At 57.9% G+C, this 16441-nt stretch carries 14 protein-coding genes; 8 read left to right on the plus strand and 6 right to left on the minus strand.

The annotated features are described in order from the left end of the window. Positions 1 to 189 precede the first annotated feature (189 nt). From GDN47_RS09765 to GDN47_RS09780, 4 genes are all read left to right on the plus strand, one after another. Complete coding sequence (locus GDN47_RS09765; protein ID WP_152093171.1) at positions 190 to 1209, plus strand: aldo/keto reductase; 1020 nt, start codon at positions 190 to 192, stop codon at positions 1207 to 1209. 178 nt (positions 1210 to 1387) lie between these two features. Then, positions 1388 to 2377 carry an ABC transporter substrate-binding protein gene (locus tag GDN47_RS09770; protein WP_069610312.1) on the plus strand — a complete coding sequence of 330 codons (990 nt, stop codon included), beginning with the start codon at positions 1388 to 1390 and terminating at the stop codon, positions 2375 to 2377. Positions 2378 to 2472: 95 nt separating this feature from the next. Next, positions 2473 to 4023 carry a sugar ABC transporter ATP-binding protein gene (locus GDN47_RS09775; RefSeq protein WP_113329621.1) on the plus strand — a complete coding sequence of 517 codons (1551 nt, stop codon included), beginning with the start codon at positions 2473 to 2475 and terminating at the stop codon, positions 4021 to 4023. A gap of 32 nt (positions 4024 to 4055) precedes the next feature. Further along, positions 4056 to 5027 carry an ABC transporter permease gene (locus GDN47_RS09780; protein WP_152093172.1) on the plus strand — a complete coding sequence of 324 codons (972 nt, stop codon included), beginning with the start codon at positions 4056 to 4058 and terminating at the stop codon, positions 5025 to 5027. A 270-nt stretch (positions 5028 to 5297) separates the two neighbouring features. On the opposite strand, the gene GDN47_RS09785 is transcribed toward GDN47_RS09780, so the two are convergent. From GDN47_RS09785 to GDN47_RS09800, 4 genes are all read right to left on the minus strand, one after another. Further along, positions 5298 to 6305 carry an acyltransferase family protein gene (locus GDN47_RS09785; RefSeq protein ID WP_113329622.1) on the minus strand — a complete coding sequence of 336 codons (1008 nt, stop codon included), beginning with the start codon at positions 6303 to 6305 and terminating at the stop codon, positions 5298 to 5300. Beyond that, positions 6302 to 7594, minus strand: coding sequence for an O-antigen ligase family protein (locus GDN47_RS09790; RefSeq protein ID WP_152093173.1), 1293 nt, complete (start codon positions 7592 to 7594; stop codon positions 6302 to 6304). Before GDN47_RS09790 ends, GDN47_RS09785 begins: the two co-directional genes overlap by 4 nt. 8 nt (positions 7595 to 7602) lie before the next feature. Beyond that, entirely contained in the window at positions 7603 to 8877 is a 1275-nt protein-coding gene (locus tag GDN47_RS09795; protein WP_113329624.1) for a polysaccharide biosynthesis/export family protein, read from the minus strand. An 84-nt stretch (positions 8878 to 8961) separates the two neighbouring features. Next, positions 8962 to 9642 (minus strand): sugar transferase, encoded by a 681-nt coding sequence (locus GDN47_RS09800; RefSeq protein ID WP_095437080.1) that lies wholly within the window; start codon positions 9640 to 9642, stop codon positions 8962 to 8964. Positions 9643 to 10372: 730 nt separating this feature from the next. Here GDN47_RS09800 and GDN47_RS09805 point away from each other — a divergent pair. Together GDN47_RS09805 and GDN47_RS09810 are read left to right on the plus strand one after the other, a co-directional pair. Next, on the plus strand, positions 10373 to 10663 hold the full coding sequence (locus tag GDN47_RS09805; RefSeq protein WP_113350608.1) for an exopolysaccharide production repressor protein: 291 nt from the start codon (positions 10373 to 10375) through the stop codon (positions 10661 to 10663). Positions 10664 to 10753: 90 nt separating this feature from the next. After that, a complete protein-coding gene (locus GDN47_RS09810; RefSeq protein ID WP_113350607.1) occupies positions 10754 to 11764 on the plus strand; it encodes a glycosyltransferase family 2 protein in 1011 nt (336 codons plus the stop codon). A gap of 12 nt (positions 11765 to 11776) precedes the next feature. Here GDN47_RS09810 and GDN47_RS09815 read toward each other — a convergent pair whose 3' ends face one another. Then, a complete protein-coding gene (locus GDN47_RS09815; protein WP_112723368.1) occupies positions 11777 to 12721 on the minus strand; it encodes a polysaccharide pyruvyl transferase family protein in 945 nt (314 codons plus the stop codon). A gap of 86 nt (positions 12722 to 12807) precedes the next feature. Next, entirely contained in the window at positions 12808 to 13767 is a 960-nt protein-coding gene (locus GDN47_RS09820; RefSeq protein WP_113329627.1) for a glycosyltransferase family 2 protein, read from the minus strand. A gap of 739 nt (positions 13768 to 14506) precedes the next feature. Between GDN47_RS09820 and GDN47_RS09825 the strand changes: the two genes are divergently transcribed. Next, positions 14507 to 15592 (plus strand): acyltransferase family protein, encoded by a 1086-nt coding sequence (locus GDN47_RS09825; protein ID WP_233789834.1) that lies wholly within the window; start codon positions 14507 to 14509, stop codon positions 15590 to 15592. A gap of 4 nt (positions 15593 to 15596) precedes the next feature. Further along, on the plus strand, positions 15597 to 16403 hold the full coding sequence (gene exoK, locus GDN47_RS09830) for an endo-1,3-1,4-beta-glycanase ExoK (RefSeq protein WP_113329628.1): 807 nt from the start codon (positions 15597 to 15599) through the stop codon (positions 16401 to 16403). Positions 16404 to 16441 lie beyond the last annotated feature (38 nt).

Consider the following 16441-nt stretch of genomic DNA (forward strand, 5'->3'; position numbering starts at 1 on the left):
CGTTGACACCAAAATGTTTATTGTAGATAAAAAACAAAATCAATTGGTGGATGGACTATCGGGAGCTGACCGCCACCAATGACGAAGGAGGAATGGGAGCGGCCCGCTTGGATCGCTCCGATAGGGATACAAGAGCGCCGGAAATGCGCTCATGGGAAATTGCGTGACAGCCATCACAAGGGAGAGGTGATGCAAACAAGAACAATCGGCAGGACGGCCCTCAAGGTCACGGAGATCAGCTTCGGCGCTGCGGCGCTGGGCGGCCTCTATCGTGCCTGTCCGCGCGACCAGGCAATGGCAACCCTCCAGGCCGCCTGGGACAGCGGTATTCGCTATTTCGACGCTGCGCCCTGGTATGGCTTTGGCCTTGGCGAACGCCGCGTTGGTGATTTTCTACGAGACCAGCCCGAGGACAGTTACGTGCTGTCGACCAAGGTCGGTCGTCTCATGCGCCCGGTGCCGACCGACAAGGTGCCGAATTACGGCTATGTCGATCCTCTGCCCTTCGATGCCGACTACGACTACTCGTATGATGGCATCATGCGCTCAGTCGAGTTCAGCTATGCCCGTCTCGGACTCAATCGCATCGATATTCTCTATGTCCACGATATCGGCGGCTATACGCACGGCAAAGCCTTGAACGAGCGTTACCTTGGGCAGCTCCTGGGGTCGGGATTGAAAGCTCTGGGGGAGCTGAAGTCGTCCGGCGCGATCAAGGCCTATGGTCTCGGCGTCAACGAAGTGCCGGTCTGCCTGGATGTGATGAACGCGGCTGATATCGACTGCATTCTGCTTGCAGGCCGCTATACCCTGCTGGATCGTTCGGCCGTTGCCGAGCTGCTGCCGCTTTGCGAGAAGAAGGGAACGTCGCTCATCGTGGGCGGCGTCTTTAACTCCGGTATTCTGGCGACTGGCCCCGTGCCTGGCGCGCATTTCGACTATCTGCCGGCGACGCCGGATATTCTGGCCAAGGTGGGGGCGATGGAGGAGATCGCCCGCAAGCACGGTGTACCGCTTGCCCAGCCGGCGCTTCAGTTCCCGCTGCGCAGCCCTTGCGTGGCGTCGGTACTGATCGGTACGGCGAAGCCGGAAAGTCTTGTCCGCAACATGCAGCTCGTGGAGCCAAGGCTTCCCGACAGTCTCTATGCGGAGTTCGAAGGTTTGACTGTGGTCGCGCCTCCATTGGGAGACGAGGCGGTCAGAGTCTAGCAGATTGGGAGCTATCGAGCCGTCGGGAGAGACGGCCTCGAAGAGGAGGAAAGCCTGTTTTGGCGTCGGTGGCCTTTCCGCCGCGCGATGCGTAATGCCGCAAGGCGTTGCGATACCGAGCCGTAAGCGTTCAGCGGCGGGTGTGCAGGAGAACAGAGCGCGTTGAGAGGAGAAGCAGATGAAAATTGCCAAGTCACTTCTATCCCGCCGCAGCTTTACCGGCCTTGCCGGCGCTGCCATCATAGCGATGGCGATGCCCGTGCAGTCCTTCGCGGCCGACGTGACCATTCCGATCATTGTCAAGGATACGACATCCTTCTACTGGCAGATCGTTCTTGCCGGCGCTCGTCAGGCGGGCAAGGATCTCGGTGTGAAGGTGCCGGAACTCGGCGCACAGTCGGAATCCGACATCAACGGTCAGATCAGCATTCTCGAAAACGCCGTTGCCGGTAAGCCGGCTGCTGTCGTCATTTCGCCGACCGAGTTCAAGGCGCTCGGCAAGCCCGTGGATGAAGCCGCCAAGTCCGTGCCGGTCGTCGGTATCGACTCTGCTGCCGATTCCAAGTCCTTCGTCTCGTTCCTGACGACTGACAACGTCCAGGGCGGCCGTATCGCTGCAGACGGTCTTGCGGCCGCAATCAAGGGCATGACCGGTAAGGAAGAGGGTGAGATCGCCATCATCACCAGCCTGCCGGGCGTCGGTTCTCTCGACCAGCGCCGTCAGGGCTTCCTGGAAGAGGTCAAGAACAAGTATCCGGGCCTGAAGGTCGTTGCCGACAAATATGCGGACGGTCAGGCCACGACCGGTCTCAACATCATGACCGACTTGATCACGGCCAATCCGAAGCTGGTCGGCGTCTTCGCTTCCAACCTGATCATGGCGCAGGGTGTGGGCCAAGCGATTGCGGAAAACAAGCTCGGCGACAAGATCAAGGTCATCGGCTTCGACAATGACGACAAGACGGTCGGCTTCCTGAAGTCTGGCGTTCTTGCCGGCCTCGTGGTGCAGGACCCTTACCGCATGGGTTATGACGGCATCAAAACGGCGCTCGCTGCTTCCAAGAAGGAAAAGGTCGAGGCCAATGTCGACACCGGCGCCAACCTCGTCACCAAGGCGAACATGAGCGATCCGAAGATCGACGCGCTGTTGAACCCGAAGGTCAAGTAAGGCTTGAGGCCGCGCCTGCACAAAGCGGGCGCGGCCTTTTCGTCTGGCCGCTTCTCCGAGGCGGTCGCGCGGCGGTGCGAGAGGGAGGAGACCTCATGACGAGCCTTGAAGAAATCAGCCATCGGCACGACGATACCGTCAAGACGGAAGCAAACCGCATTCCGCCAGGCTCGCCAATCCTGGAACTCAAGGGCCTGCAGAAACGCTATGGCTTCGTCGAGGCGCTGAAGCCGGCGACCGTCACGTTTCTGGCTGGAGAGATTCATGCGATCGTCGGCGAAAATGGTGCGGGCAAATCGACCCTCATCAAGCTCCTGACCGGCGTCATCACCAGGACGGCGGGCGAAATTTTCTGGTGTGGGCATCCGGTTGCGCTCGCAACGCCGAATGAGGCAATCGCCCGCGGCATCAATGCGGTGCATCAGGAAGTCGTGCTCTGCCCGCATCTGACCGTCGCTGCCAATCTTTTCCTTGGCGATGAAGTCAATCGTTTCGGCCTGATGCGCAAAAAGCAGATGGTGGCGATGGCGCAAACCGTGCTCGATGATCTCGGCTTCGGACTGCCGGCGGGCGAACTCCTAAGCTCGCTCACCATCGGCCAGCAGCAGCTCGTGGCAACGGCAAGAGCCGCGATGCGTGGCACCCAATTCCTGATTTTCGACGAGCCGACCGCCTATCTCACCCGCCAGGAATCGGCGCAATTGTTCAAGCTGATCCGTCGTCTGCAGGGCGAAGGCGTAACGATCGTCTATATCAGCCATCGCATGGAAGAGGTGTTCGAGCTGGCCGATCGCGTCTCTGTCTTGCGCGACGGCACGCATGTCGGCACCCGCACGATCGCCGAAACCAACGAGGACGAGCTGATCAAGCTGATGATCAATCGTTCCATCGAGCAGATCTACCACAAGGAGGAGATCCCGATCGGCGATACCATCCTCGATGGCCGCGGCCTTTCCGGCCCCGGCTTCGAGAATGTTTCGCTCAGCGTCCGTGCCGGCGAGATCGTCGGTCTTTACGGGCTGATCGGCGCCGGCCGCAGCGAATTCGCGCTGGGTCTTTATGGTCGCCAGCCGCTTTCTGCGGGCGAAATCTACTGGCAGGGACGCAAGGTCGACATCCGCAACGAGCGTGACGCGATGGAACTCGGTATTGCCCTAGCACCGGAGAGCCGACGCGATCAGGGCCTCTGCCTCAACCTGCCGATCGGGCTCAACATCAATCTCCCCGTGTTCCGGCGGCTGAGCCACGGTCCGATCATCAACAACAAGAGTGAAGCTGCGAATGCCGACAAGCAGATCCGCGATCTCAGCATCAAGACACCGAGCCGGCGGGTTCTGGTTTCAGCCATGTCCGGCGGCAATCAGCAGAAAGTGGTCATCGGCAAATGGCTGAGCCACGGTGCCAAGCTCTTCATCTTCGATGAGCCGACAGTCGGCGTCGATGTCGGAACGAAGGCGGAGATCTATCGGCTATTTGCCAAGCTGCTGCGCGCCGGCGCCGGCATCATCGTCATTTCGTCCTATCTGCCCGAGGTTTACGAGCTCGCGGACCGTCTGCACGTCTTCCGCCACGGCCAGCTGGTCGCCAGCCATGATTTCCATGCCGCGACGCATGAAGAAGTCCTCGGCGAGGCGATCGGCGTCTGAACAATAAACAAGTCTAAAGAGGGAGAACAAAAATGGCCGCGAATACGACAGAAGGCCCGACCGTTGCGCCCCGGCGCAAGATGAACATCCTCTTCAGCTTGACGCTGATCCTGCTGTTGCTGGCACTGTGGGTCGTGCTCGGACTCTGGACCGACAAGTTCTGGACGCCGCTCAACATCACCAATCTGATGCGTCAGGGCTCTATGACGGCCATTCTTGCGCTTGGGCAAACCTTCGTCATCATCACCGCGGGCATCGACCTTTCCGTAGGCGCGATCGTCGGCTTCTGCACCGTCATCATCGCCTGGCTGCTGCAGGCCGGGTTTCCGGTCTGGGCGGCCATCCTGATCACATTGCTGTTCGGGGTTCTGATCGGGGCGTTCCATGGTTTCGGCATCGTGCGCATGGGCCTGCCACCCTTCATCATCACGCTCGCGACATTGACATCGCTTCGCGGTATCGGCCTGCTGATTACCAACGGTTCGACGATCAATATCGTCAATGATGATTTCACCAATTTCGCTGTCTCGGATTTCTTGGGAATCCCGAGCCTGTTCTGGATGGTGATCCTCGTGGCGATCCCGGCCGTGATCTTCCTGCATCTGAGCCGCTGGGGGCGCTATCTCTTCGCCGTCGGCTCAAACCGCGAGGCTGCACGTCTGTCCGGCGTCAACGTCAACCGGATGATCTATCTCGCCTATATCCTTTCAGGGACCTGTGCGGCGTTCGTCGGCATTCTTCTTGCCTCGCGTATCGCCATCGGCAATGCCACGCAGGCCGACGGCTGGGAGTTGCAGGCGATCGCCTCTTCGGTGATCGGTGGAACCAGCCTGTTCGGCGCCGTCGGAACGGTCTACGGCCCGCTGATCGGCGCCTTCATCCTGGCAACCATCAACAATGGCGCCAACCTGCTGAACCTGAATTCCTTCTGGCAGCGCATTATCACCGGTGTCCTGATCATCGTCATCGTTTATTTCGACCAGCTGCGGCGCCGCCGGGCCTAGGAAAGGGACAGGGCGAGGCATGGGGCGACAATCGAGCGGGACGCTATCCCCGTTCGATTGTTGCCCATGCTTGTCGTCAAGGAAGGTCGCTTTGGAGCGCTGTGGGCCTAGACCTATCCGGGCAGGCGCCAGTTTAGAGGCTTGCAGGTAGAAGCAGGCATCAGTCTGCGCACAAGCTGCGCCGGAACCAACTGTCCTTTAGGAGAGGTCTACCGAGGCGTCCTCAAGCGTATGCGCGATATTGCGCAACGGGTGTGCGCAGCGCGGGCCTCAGGCCGGCGAAGGGCGCGATCTTTGCCAGCTCAGGTTTCTCAGCAGATTGCGCAGCGGCTTTTCGACAGCTTCGTAGGCGCAGATGCCGAGAATGGTGCCGCTGATGACGGCGACGAAGGTGATGGCGTCGGAGGGTATCTGCATCCGCGCCATCAGCTTGACGACCACCGAAATGGCCAATGTGTGCCAGAGGTAGATCGAATAGGAGCTGTTGCCGAGATAGGTAAGGAGCGGGATGGAGGGCAACTTGCCGCTGCGTTCCACCGACACCATGCCGAGTACGAGGGCAACAGCGAGGGGTCCGCAGGTCACCTCGTTGAAGTCCAGGCCGAGAATCTGGATCGCAGCAAAGCCCGACAATGCGACGGCGATCAGGGCAAGACCGAGGCCCGCCCCCGGCACGTGTCCGGATAGCCAGAGGCGTCCGAGGATTGCGCCGGCGACGAATTCCAGGATGATCGGCCGCGTATAGGTCAAAAGCAGCGGGGACTGTGAGGCGATGATGCCGCCGGCAAGGACAAAGGCGAGGAAGATCGCCGTCATGCTGGCAAGCCGCAGCCGTTGCGGCAGGAACAAGCAGGCCGCGAAGATGACGTAGAAGAACATTTCGAAATTCAGCGTCCATCCCTGCACCAGAACCGGCCAGATCTCATCACCGCTCGTGCTTGGCGAGCGGACAGGAATGAACAGCAGCGAACCGAGGATATGACCTGCCGTCAGCTTCATGTTCGGAAACAGGCCGATGGCGGCGCCGGCAATCATGATGGCGGTCACGATCCAGTAGGATGGCGCGATGCGCTGCAGCCGGTCGAGCGCAAAGCGCAGCGGCGTCACCGGTCGACGCTCGCTCATGGTCCACATGATGAATCCGCTGATGACGAAGAAGACGTCGACGCCAGCGGCGCCGATGCGGAAATGGCCGCCGCTGCGCTCGGCTGCGTGAAAGAACACTACCGCGAGCGCTGCAAAGGCACGGAGATATTGAATGCCGTAGAGTGTCTTCATTGGCCCGTTCGCGGCTCCCAGTTGACAGGCGGCGCGAATGGTATCTGCTCATCCGTTCGCAATGGCATGTTCGCCGGCATGCGCGCTCGCATGGAAAGCTTTCCTGCTGTGAAGTAAAACAGGAAGGACCCGACATGGTACGGATTGAGAATATCGATCTCGACGAAAGAGCGGATCAGCAACAGGGTCGCGACACCCAGAAGGATGTAGGATTCATCGTTTCTGATGTCGCTCAGAAAGCGGCTGATATGGCCGATGAAAGCCGTCAGCAGGATCGAGGCGAGCAGGAAGACGCCGATGAGTCCGGTTTCGACCGTAGTTTCGATATAGGTATTATGGAAATGGAAGCCAGCGCGGGAGGCGATAAAGAACTCATCCCACAGTCGCTCGGGCTCGGAGAAACCCTGGACCCAATAAGCTTGATAGCCGACGCCGAAGAAAGGATTCTGCTGTGCGGCCGCGATGCCCTGCTGCCAAAGATAGGTACGCCCGGTAAGCGTGGAATCCTTGCCAAACGCACCGAGAACAAGATCGACCGCACCGAGATAGACGCCGGCAACCGCGAGGATGACGCCGGAGACGGCCGCTGTCACAAACAGCCTTTTACGCTGCTTGGGAGACAGATACAGGATGACGCGCAGGCTTATGCATAACACTACGACCAGTCCCGTCGTCAGCACCGATGTTGCCGATGCCGAAGCATGGAGGCAATAGGCGGACAGCAGGCCGGCAAATCCTGCACCCAGCATCCAGATCCGACGTTCGCCAAGGACGAAGACGGCTGCGAAGGCGAAATAGATGCCGAGCGAGGCATAAAAGCCGAGCTGGTTCTTGGAATCGAAGGCGCCGACGAAGCTGTAGCTTCCGTCGATCGGATCATAGGCGTAATAGCCGAACAATATCGAATAGATGAGCACGATGGCGGTGCCCGCGATCGCGCCGCGCGTCAGCGTGCGGATATCGAGCGTGCGCATGGCGACCAAGGCGCAGAAGATATGCGTCATGTACTGGATCGCCGCGCGCGCCGTCACGGAGGGCACGACCGACCAGAAAATCGAAAGGCAGGTGAAAACGCCGAATGCGAAGAGCCAGAGCTGTCTATTATAGCTGCCGAGCACGTTCCGGTAATCGATCATGACGAGCGGAAACCAGAGGGCATAGTACAGCAGAATCGAGGGCTGGCCGAAGCGGGAGGAATAGGCAAATACGAAGAAGGAGAGAGCAATCGCCACCGCTCCGTAGGTGGCGTTGCTGCCTGGACGCACAAAGATCGATTTGGCTATCCGCATCGACTTTCCTATCGGATGGCAAGGCCGGTAGTGACCTTGATTAGGTCGCCCGGCAGTACCTGCGTGTTCTCCTGAGCCTGAATTTCCTTCGACTGGCCGTTTTCGTCACGAATGATGGTGTAGGAGATGCTGACACCCGGTCCGCTTGGATCGAGGTTGCTGGCGTCGGCGGATTGGGCCACGGCTTCCTGCATGAGCGATTGGCTGGTCGACAGTTTCAGCTGCAGCGTTTCCAGCTGCGTGTCGGTATCCTGCATGTCCTGGGCCAACGAGCTCTGCCAGTCGTTGTGCAGAGTGATCTCGTCCTGGTTGGCCTTGTTGATATCCTGTTTGGCTTTCAGGGACGCGGTTTCCGTATCGAGAAGCGTCGCTTCCAGATCGGAGGCGCGCTGTTCAGCGGAGATCCTGCGGGAGGCAAGCTCCAGGCCGCGTTCCGTCAGGCTTTCGACTTTGTCGCGATCGGCCTTGGCCAGATCGAGCTGGCGGCTCTGCGTGTCGTTCTTTTTCGAAAGCGCCTCGACTTCGTTCTGTAGGAGCGCCTTCAGATCTTCCAGTGATTTTAGCTGCGTCGTCATGCGCTTGGCGCGCGTGTCCATCAGCGCTTTCTCGCTTGCGAGCAGACTTGCCGTTTGGGGCAATTGCTTGAGCTCTGGCGGCACATCGATGTCATCCTTGCCAGCCAATTCGGCCAGCAGCCGCGCCTTGCGCATCAGCAGGCGGCTGCGCTCCGCCATGTAGACGACGGCGTCGCCCTTGGCATTGATGAAATCGCGCGCAAAGCGCTGTCCGGCATCGGCACGGCGCATGCCGCCGCCGAGGCTTACGGCTTTCAGCACGGTCAGGTTGGGTACGAACGGATATTCACCCGGATTCTGCACTTCCCCTGAAAGGTAGATCGGTCGGAACTGCGACATTTCAACTGAAGCCGATGGGCGATCACGCAGGCCGAACTGCTTCTGCAGCCCGAGGCCGATGGCTTCGGCGATCTGATCCGTGGTCTTGCCGACTGCGGGCATGTCCCCGATGAAGGGAATGGATATCGAGCCGGAAGGGCCGACCGTATAATCGCCCGAAATGGTGGACCAGTCACGAACCGTGCCTTCGGCGGTCTGCCATTCGGCGACGCGCACATGCAGCTTGTCCATGACGCCCAGATGATATCCGGGAAGGTTTTCGGCCGAGGCCGAGACGGAAGCTACGCAAAGGCTGAGAGCAACGATAGTTGCGCAGCGTAGCGATGTATTGACGCGTACAAGCCTCTTGGAAGGCCGAAATTCAATCATGCAGGATCTTCCCTGTTATTGGTAGGCAACCCGCAAGACGCGGGAGAACCGCAGGAAACCTCCCGCGGTATCTGTCAGTCATCATCAATAGCTGCCGCGCGAGAGGCAGACTGCAGGAATGGTTTTGGCGATGATCACCATGTCGCTGCTGAGCGACCAGTTCTTCACATAATGCGTGTCGAAGGCGACACGGCTTTCATAGGAGACGTCGTTGCGGCCGCTGACCTGCCACAGACCGGTCAGGCCCGGACGGGACTGCAAATAGTAGATTGCCGCGGTCTCGTAGCGTTCGAGCTCGTCTTCCACGACCGGGCGTGGTCCGACGACGCTCATTTCGCCGCGGATGATGTTGATGAGCTGCGGCAGCTCGTCGAGGCTGAGCTTGCGCAGGACGGCCCCGACGGTGGTGACACGGGGGTCGTTCTGCAGTTTGCGCGTTGCGCGCCACTCTTCCATTGCCTTCGGATTGGCCTGCAGGTAGGCATGCAGCACCTTGTCGCCATCGACGACCATGGTGCGGAACTTCAGGCAACGGAAGGTCTTGCCGTTATGGCCGATACGGCGATGACCGTAGAAAGCGGGGCCGCGGTCTGTAAGTTTTACCAGCAGCATCAGCATCAGAAAGAGCGGGCTGATGAGAACCAAAGCGAGCATAGCGGTAGAGACGTCGAAAACGCGCTTCAGTACTCCACCAGTGGGCGGAAAGACGTCGCTTTCCGCGGCGCTGAAAAAAGCCGATGTGGCCGATCTCGTCGCAGACTTCATAGAGAAAACTCCATTCATGTTGACGATTGGTCGGAAATTCTCGGACGCGTAATTAGAGCCGGGATGATCGGAGTGTAGGTTCCGATTTGGACTTTTTAAGCCAAACTTTTGTAGCGATATGGCATGGCGGTATAGAATTACCGCACCGATGGTGAATTGGTTTAATTCAGTGATCAACTATAGATGGGTTGTACTGTATCGTGTTGCGTATAATGTCACGGTTGACAGCTCTGCCGCGTCATAGTCGACGATTTCTAAGGATGTTATAGGCATCGAACGGTAAGTTGTTCATTATCATTGGCTTCGATAGCCTGTGTTTGGTTTCCCTTCAGCTATATGCCATCCCGATTTCTTCATGAGATATATTGCGCTGCAGCAATATTTTGCAGCGCACATACTGAGATCGGATTTTTCAGGACTTTGTAATAAAAGTTGATTGGATTGACGATGAAACGATGGAGGCGCGGCTGACCTCATGCTTCGTAAAAATTGCATTATTTCATTACATCTCCATATAATTGCAAAGAGAAAGATGAACAAATTCAATTGTAATTATAATCGAGGTGTAGTTTTAACAGGCCCGGCGTTAGGGTCGTCTCAAATCGCAACGGATCTGGGTAACTTGGTTGAATCTCAATGAATCATAAAATATATTTAAGACTTAGGTCTGATAAGGGAGGAAAGACCTTGATCGTTTTTCATTTGATGGTCGAGCGGGCGGGGTAAGATTATGTATGCGCCCCGCGTTTTCATCAGCATGCTGGGCACGCTGATCGTATTTGCCATCGCAACATATTTCCTGACGAACTCGCTTTCGACCACCCTGATCGAAACGGTCATCTGTGCCGTCCTTCTGCAGGTCGGTTATTTCCTGGGTGTGCTCTACCTTGTCTGGAAAGAGCGCAAGGCGCATGAAGCCCTGTCGAGCGAAGATAAGGTGCCGTCATCGGCCCAGGAGGACAGCAAGGTCGCCGGTCTGTCCGCCTCCAGTTTAAAGCGTTCGGAACCGTTCAACCCCTGAACCGGCTAGACGATTAGATCTTTTGATGATCCGGTAGTTGCCGGATCGGCGCCATGTCCTAAGTCTCCGCCTGAACCATTGGAGGCTGACGTGATCGACAGTGCAGAAAAAAGTGTCTGCGTAATCATTGCCGCAAAGAATGCCAGCGACACCATCGGGCTGGCCGTTGCCTCGGCCCTTCGCGAGCCCGAAGTGGCGGAAGTCGTCGTCATCGACGACGGTTCGACGGATGGGACCGCCGCCGCGGCGGCCAAGGCCGATGACGGCAGCGGCAGACTGACGATCCAGGAATTCGAGAAGAACCGTGGTCCCGCCGCAGCACGAAACCACGCGATCGACATATCCAAGGCTCCGCTGATCGGCATTCTCGATGCCGACGATTTCTTCTTTCCGGGGCGTTTTGCTGCGCTGCTTGCCGCTGACGATTGGGATTTCGTCGCCGACAACATCGCCTTCGTCAGTGCCGACACCGTTCCTGACGCGCATGCACGGCTCGATCATTTCGATGCGAAGCCGCGGTTTCTTGATCTTGCTGCTTTCGTCGAGGGCAATATTTCCAAGCGAGGCGTGCGCCGCGGCGAGATCGGCTTCCTGAAGCCCTTGATGCGGCGTTCCTTTCTGGATGCGCATGGCCTGCGCTACAATGAGGCGCTGCGCCTCGGCGAGGACTATGACCTTTACGTCCGCGCGCTGGCGAAGCGCGCACGTTACAAGGTCATCCATAGCTGCGGTTACGGCGCCGTGGTGCGCAGCGATTCGCTGAGCGGCCGGCACAGGACGGAGGATTTGCGCCGTCTCTATGAGGCTGACCGGACCATACTTGCCAAGGGCGGGCTTTCTTCGGAAGACGCTGCGGTAATCCGCCGTCATGAGCAGCATATCCGCGATCGCTACGAGCTCAGGCATTTCCTCGACATCAAGTCGCAATCGGGGCTCTTGTCTGCCGCGATCTATGCGCTTTCGCATCCCTTCGCCGTCCCGGCGATTGCCGGCGGCATTCTGGCTGATAAGACCGAGCGCTTCCGCAAGCGGAGCGGCGCGCCCATTGCCCATGCCGGTGCGAACGGCCTGCGCTATCTTCTGCAGGCCGCTCCGAAATAGCGGTATCGCGGCTTACAGATAATCGCGGCGAACGCCTTCGACCACATTGAGGAGGCGCTCCTTGCAGGCGGCAAGCGCGCTATCCTTGCTCAGCTGCGGCCTCGCCTTGCTTGCCTGCCACAGAGCCAGGGCGGAAGGCATGGCAAGTGCCTGCTTTGCCATGATGCGCAGCGTGGTCTGCTCGGGATCGGCAAGCATCACGTTTTCCCCGTAGCGCTGTTTTCCGAGCTCGTCTGCTGCCAGCTTGCTGCGTTCGAAACCGACTCCCCAGAACTTCGCGCCCTTGGCGATCGCCTCGGCGCGGGTCGAAACGGGGATGTGCTTCGGCTGATAGGTGACGCCGAGCGAGCGCGCCCAGTCGTTCCATTTGAAGCTGTTGATGGAGCGCGAGGAGCTGACTGCAATCCATGGAACGCGGAAAGCATCGGCAAGGATAGCGCCGTGCATGGACTCCGCAACGATCATTTCTGACGCAGCAATTTCGCGGATCACGGCCTTTGCCTCGCCGCGGGGGTCGAGATAGGAAAGGCCCACGGTTTTGCAGATTTCAGGCCAGAGACCAGCGGCAGCCGATTCCCAATGCGGAATGAAGGTGCGCTTGCCGTTTTTCGAAATGTTCTGGAATTCGGGCATTTCCGTCACCAGGACGGCGGGGTCGACAATGCCCATTGTGGCAGGCAGGCCAGCCTTTTCCGCTGTCAGCGGGCCGCGTACGCTGCGAATGTCCCATTGCGATGTGTCGCGCATGTCGGGAAGGGAGCCATAGCCGAAGCCGCTGCCGATGACGAGCTTGCGTCCCTCGTCGGGCAGGATCTCTGTGTTGAGGACGGTTCCGACGCCGACCAGCAGTGTTTCCTTGTGAACATCGCGAAGGCCGGGAAGTAGGAAATCCCAGAGCCAGAGATTGAGATCATCACCGAAATTGCCATGGGTGGATTCCCAGTGGAACGGCTTCATACAGGACTCCTTGCTGATCCAAACGATAGCGGGGCACGCCGTGGCTCTTCGATGCGGCATGCGCAGCTCATGCTGCGCTGCAAAATCTAGGGCGCGAGTTTGCCGACGGCAAGCTGCATGACGCTTTGTAAAATCGCCGGGTCGCGCAAGGCCCATTTTGCCAGCAGTCCAAATTGCGGCAGACGCCGCTGCCGCACCTGCCGCGCCTGGCTCCAGAGCGCCTGCCGCCGGGCGCGATTTTTATAGAGGCGGATGGACTCGACATCCTGAGGCCGCCGCGAAAATCTCTGTTCCAGCGTGTTGAGCGCCGTCCACGTGTTGAATTGCTGACGCAGGAATTCGGGGGAATCGTTATCGATGCTGTGGAAGATATTCACGCCTTCGCCACGCAGTGCACCGGCATTTTCACATAGCAATACCCGCTTGGCTGCGAGAACGCAGTCGCAGAAGAACAAGACGTCCTCTGCCGCCAGCCGCAATGACGGCTCGAAACGGATCTTTTCGAAGAGCGGCCGCCCGATCACCATGCAGGACATATGCAAAAAGCTCCAATCCTGCAGCATGACGCTGGCAATGTTCGGAATTTCGACGACGGCGGGCCTGTCCGACAATCGTATCGTATCGGCCGACTTTCCGAGTTCGGCGATGCTGAAATGATAATAGAACTCCTTGCCGCCATCGATGGAGTCCCAGTAGCAATCTGCATTGTAATGGGTCAGCGTTCCGAAGGCGTTGCTGAGATGTTCCGGTGCCCATTCGTCATCGGAATCCAGGAAGGCCACGAACCGGCTCTCGGCTGGCACGCTGTTAAGGCCGGTATTGCGGGCCCCGCCGGGACCCGCGTTGGTCTGACGGATCACACGAATGCGTTTTCTTTCTTCATTGCTCAGCGACTGCAGCTCGTCTTCCGCCGGAAGCGGCGATGCATCGTCGACGATGAGGATATCGAAATCCTGAAATGTCTGCCGGGATATTGATTTCAACGCGCGCAGCAGAACGCCGGTTTGCTTCTGATAGAACGGAATAACAATTGTGATAGACGCCATTTTCCCGCCTTTACGGTTTTGATTCAGGGGCTTGCGGTCTCATCCCCGAGGGCATGATCATTGGCTTTCCAACGGCATCCGCGGCAATTTTCCGGCCGATTGACCCATAACGGAGGTCGTTGTGACGCCAACAGGTAGCGTCCAATCGGTGTCGAGCAATGTTGAGAAACGAGATTTTCTGAAACTTTATCCCAGTGCGACGGCATCCAGACCATCCCGCCGAGGGATCCCGGACCATCCCGCGAGGATCATTGTGACACATTGCGCGCCATGATCTTACATTTATGCACCCATGAGGGGAGCGACGTAGGCCGCTTTTCTCACATGGATTGAAATGCTGTCGCATTTTGGTCATGGTTCGCCTACCAAACTCTGCTGCGCTGCAAAAAATCTTCACCTTCCAGTAAAAAAACAAGACGGGTCGAACTCTTCCTCGGAAGCCGGCATCGAAAGTTCGCGCGGGCGTCTAAGTGCCTTTCGCAGCAGAGCTTTTCTCCAATTCAAATCGATTATTCCATGCTCAAAGGCATGCAGACCGGTGTTTTCAGCACTGGTCCGCATATGATTTTTTACTCATTTTTGCTGCGGTGCCATATTCCCTTTCCAAAGAGCGCCCTAGGTTAAGTCTGCGAGCTCTGCTGTGCTCTGTTTGAAATGGCTGCAAGGGGGGATGCAGCACGAAGAAGGGGTGACAGACATCGTGAATGTGACTGCCAACGTATCTTCGCGGATAAACCTCATGCGTATCGTGCTCATCTCGGGCATAATCTTTGTTCATATACCGTTCGATCCGCATAGCAGCCCATTCAACGGCGCCTATGGCTTTTTCGATTGGCTGCGAGTGTTCCTGCGTGACAGCTTGTTCCGTGTAGGTGTTCCCTGCCTGAGCGTAATCTCCGGATACTTGCTGTTTCGAAATGGAAAGGCACCGCAGAGCTATACAGAGACCATTAGCCGGAAGACAAAGACAATTATTCTGCCGTTCCTGTTGTGGAATAGCGCGTTCTTCCTCTTCGTACTTCTTCTTCAGTATTATGGTATCGGAGATGGATACCTGCCGGATCTGTCGGAGGCTAATCCGCACACGATATCGAATCTCCTGCTCGCTATCGATGGCGAACCGATAAATCTGCCGCTCTATTTCCTGCGCGATCTTTTTGTTTGCATTTTGCTGTCGCCGGTGCTGGCTTTTCTTATTCGTCGTGCTCCGTTACCGACATTGATCTTTCTGCTCTTGCTGGCGGCATGGCCAATATCTATCGGGATAGTGTTGCGGAACTCGATCCTCTTCAGTTTCAGCTTTGGAATCTACCTGAGCCTCCATCGTATCGACGTGACGCTCATAGATCGCTATGCCGCCCTGATCGCGCCCGCCTTCATTGCGCTTGCCGCGCTTCTGGCCACGGCTGCCTACATGACAGGGCCTGGATTGCCGTTGTGGCTCGAGGTTTGTCGCAATCTGATGGTGTTGGTGGGCATTCCCGGGTTCTGGGCAGTATCGGCAATCTTCATCCGCAGCCGGATCGGGAGGGGTCTGGCGGGAACGGGCAGCCTCAGCTTCTGGATTTTTTGCGCCCATTATCCTTTGCTCTTCTGTCTCTGGGTTCTTTGGAACCGCGGCGGCAGCGAACTCTATCCGATTTTCTATCTTTTGGCGGCAGCGCTTGCCTTACTGCTGCTGCCCTTGACCAACGGCATGGCGCGCTACGCCCTGCCAAGCTTCCACAACCTGCTGACTGGCAGCCGGGTACGCCCGCAAACCGAAATCCGTGCTGTCCAGAACCGCGCCGCCGAAGGTCGGCAAGTGCGTTCGAAGCAAAGGTGATGCCATGACGACATCGAAAAGAAGTTACATGCAAAGACTTGGTCTTGTCTCAATCGCTCTCCTGAGCGCGTGCTTCCTGCCACAGGCCGTGTCCGCCCAGGATGATCAGGCAACCGGCCAGTCATTCGTCGACAATTTCGAACGTTTGGATACCAGCCGCTGGTATATTTCCGATGGCTGGAACAATGGGGCGTATCAGAATTGCACCTGGTCGCGGAAACAGGTGAACGTCAGGGATGGGACGCTGCAACTGCAGTTCACCCAGTCCAAGACCGGCGATCGCAATTATGCTTGCGGCGAAATCCAGACGATGAAACGCTATGGCTACGGCACCTACGAGGCGCGTTATCGCACAGCCAAGGGGCCTGGTCTCAACTCTGCCTTCTTCACCTATATCGGTCCCACCGACAAGAAGCCGCATGACGAGATCGATTTCGAAGTGCTCGGGAAGAATCCCGGCCAAGTTCAGGTCAACCAATATATTTCCGCCAAGGGCGGCAACGAAAAGCTGGTGCCGGTTGCAGGTGGCGCCGACCAGGACTTCAATGATTATGCCTTCGTCTGGGAAAAGGATCGTCTGCGCTACTACGTGAACGGCAAGCTCGTTCAGGAAGTCACCGATCCTTCGAAGATACCGACGAACGCGCAGAAGATCTTCTTCAGTCTCTGGGGCACCGATACGCTCAGCGGCTGGATGGGCAAGTTCGCCTATAGCGGCGAGCCGGCAACCATGGAGATCAAGCGCGTCGCCTTCACTGCGCCGGGAGAGAAGTGCCTGTTCCCGGAATCGATCACCTGCAAGCTCGATTGAACATGGTCGGCCGCGTGGCATCTCGCGCGGTCGGTTGC

This window comes from Martinezella dioscoreae (assembly GCF_009176305.1).
In the GTDB taxonomy this organism is placed as follows: Bacteria; Pseudomonadota; Alphaproteobacteria; order Rhizobiales; family Rhizobiaceae; genus Rhizobium; species Rhizobium dioscoreae.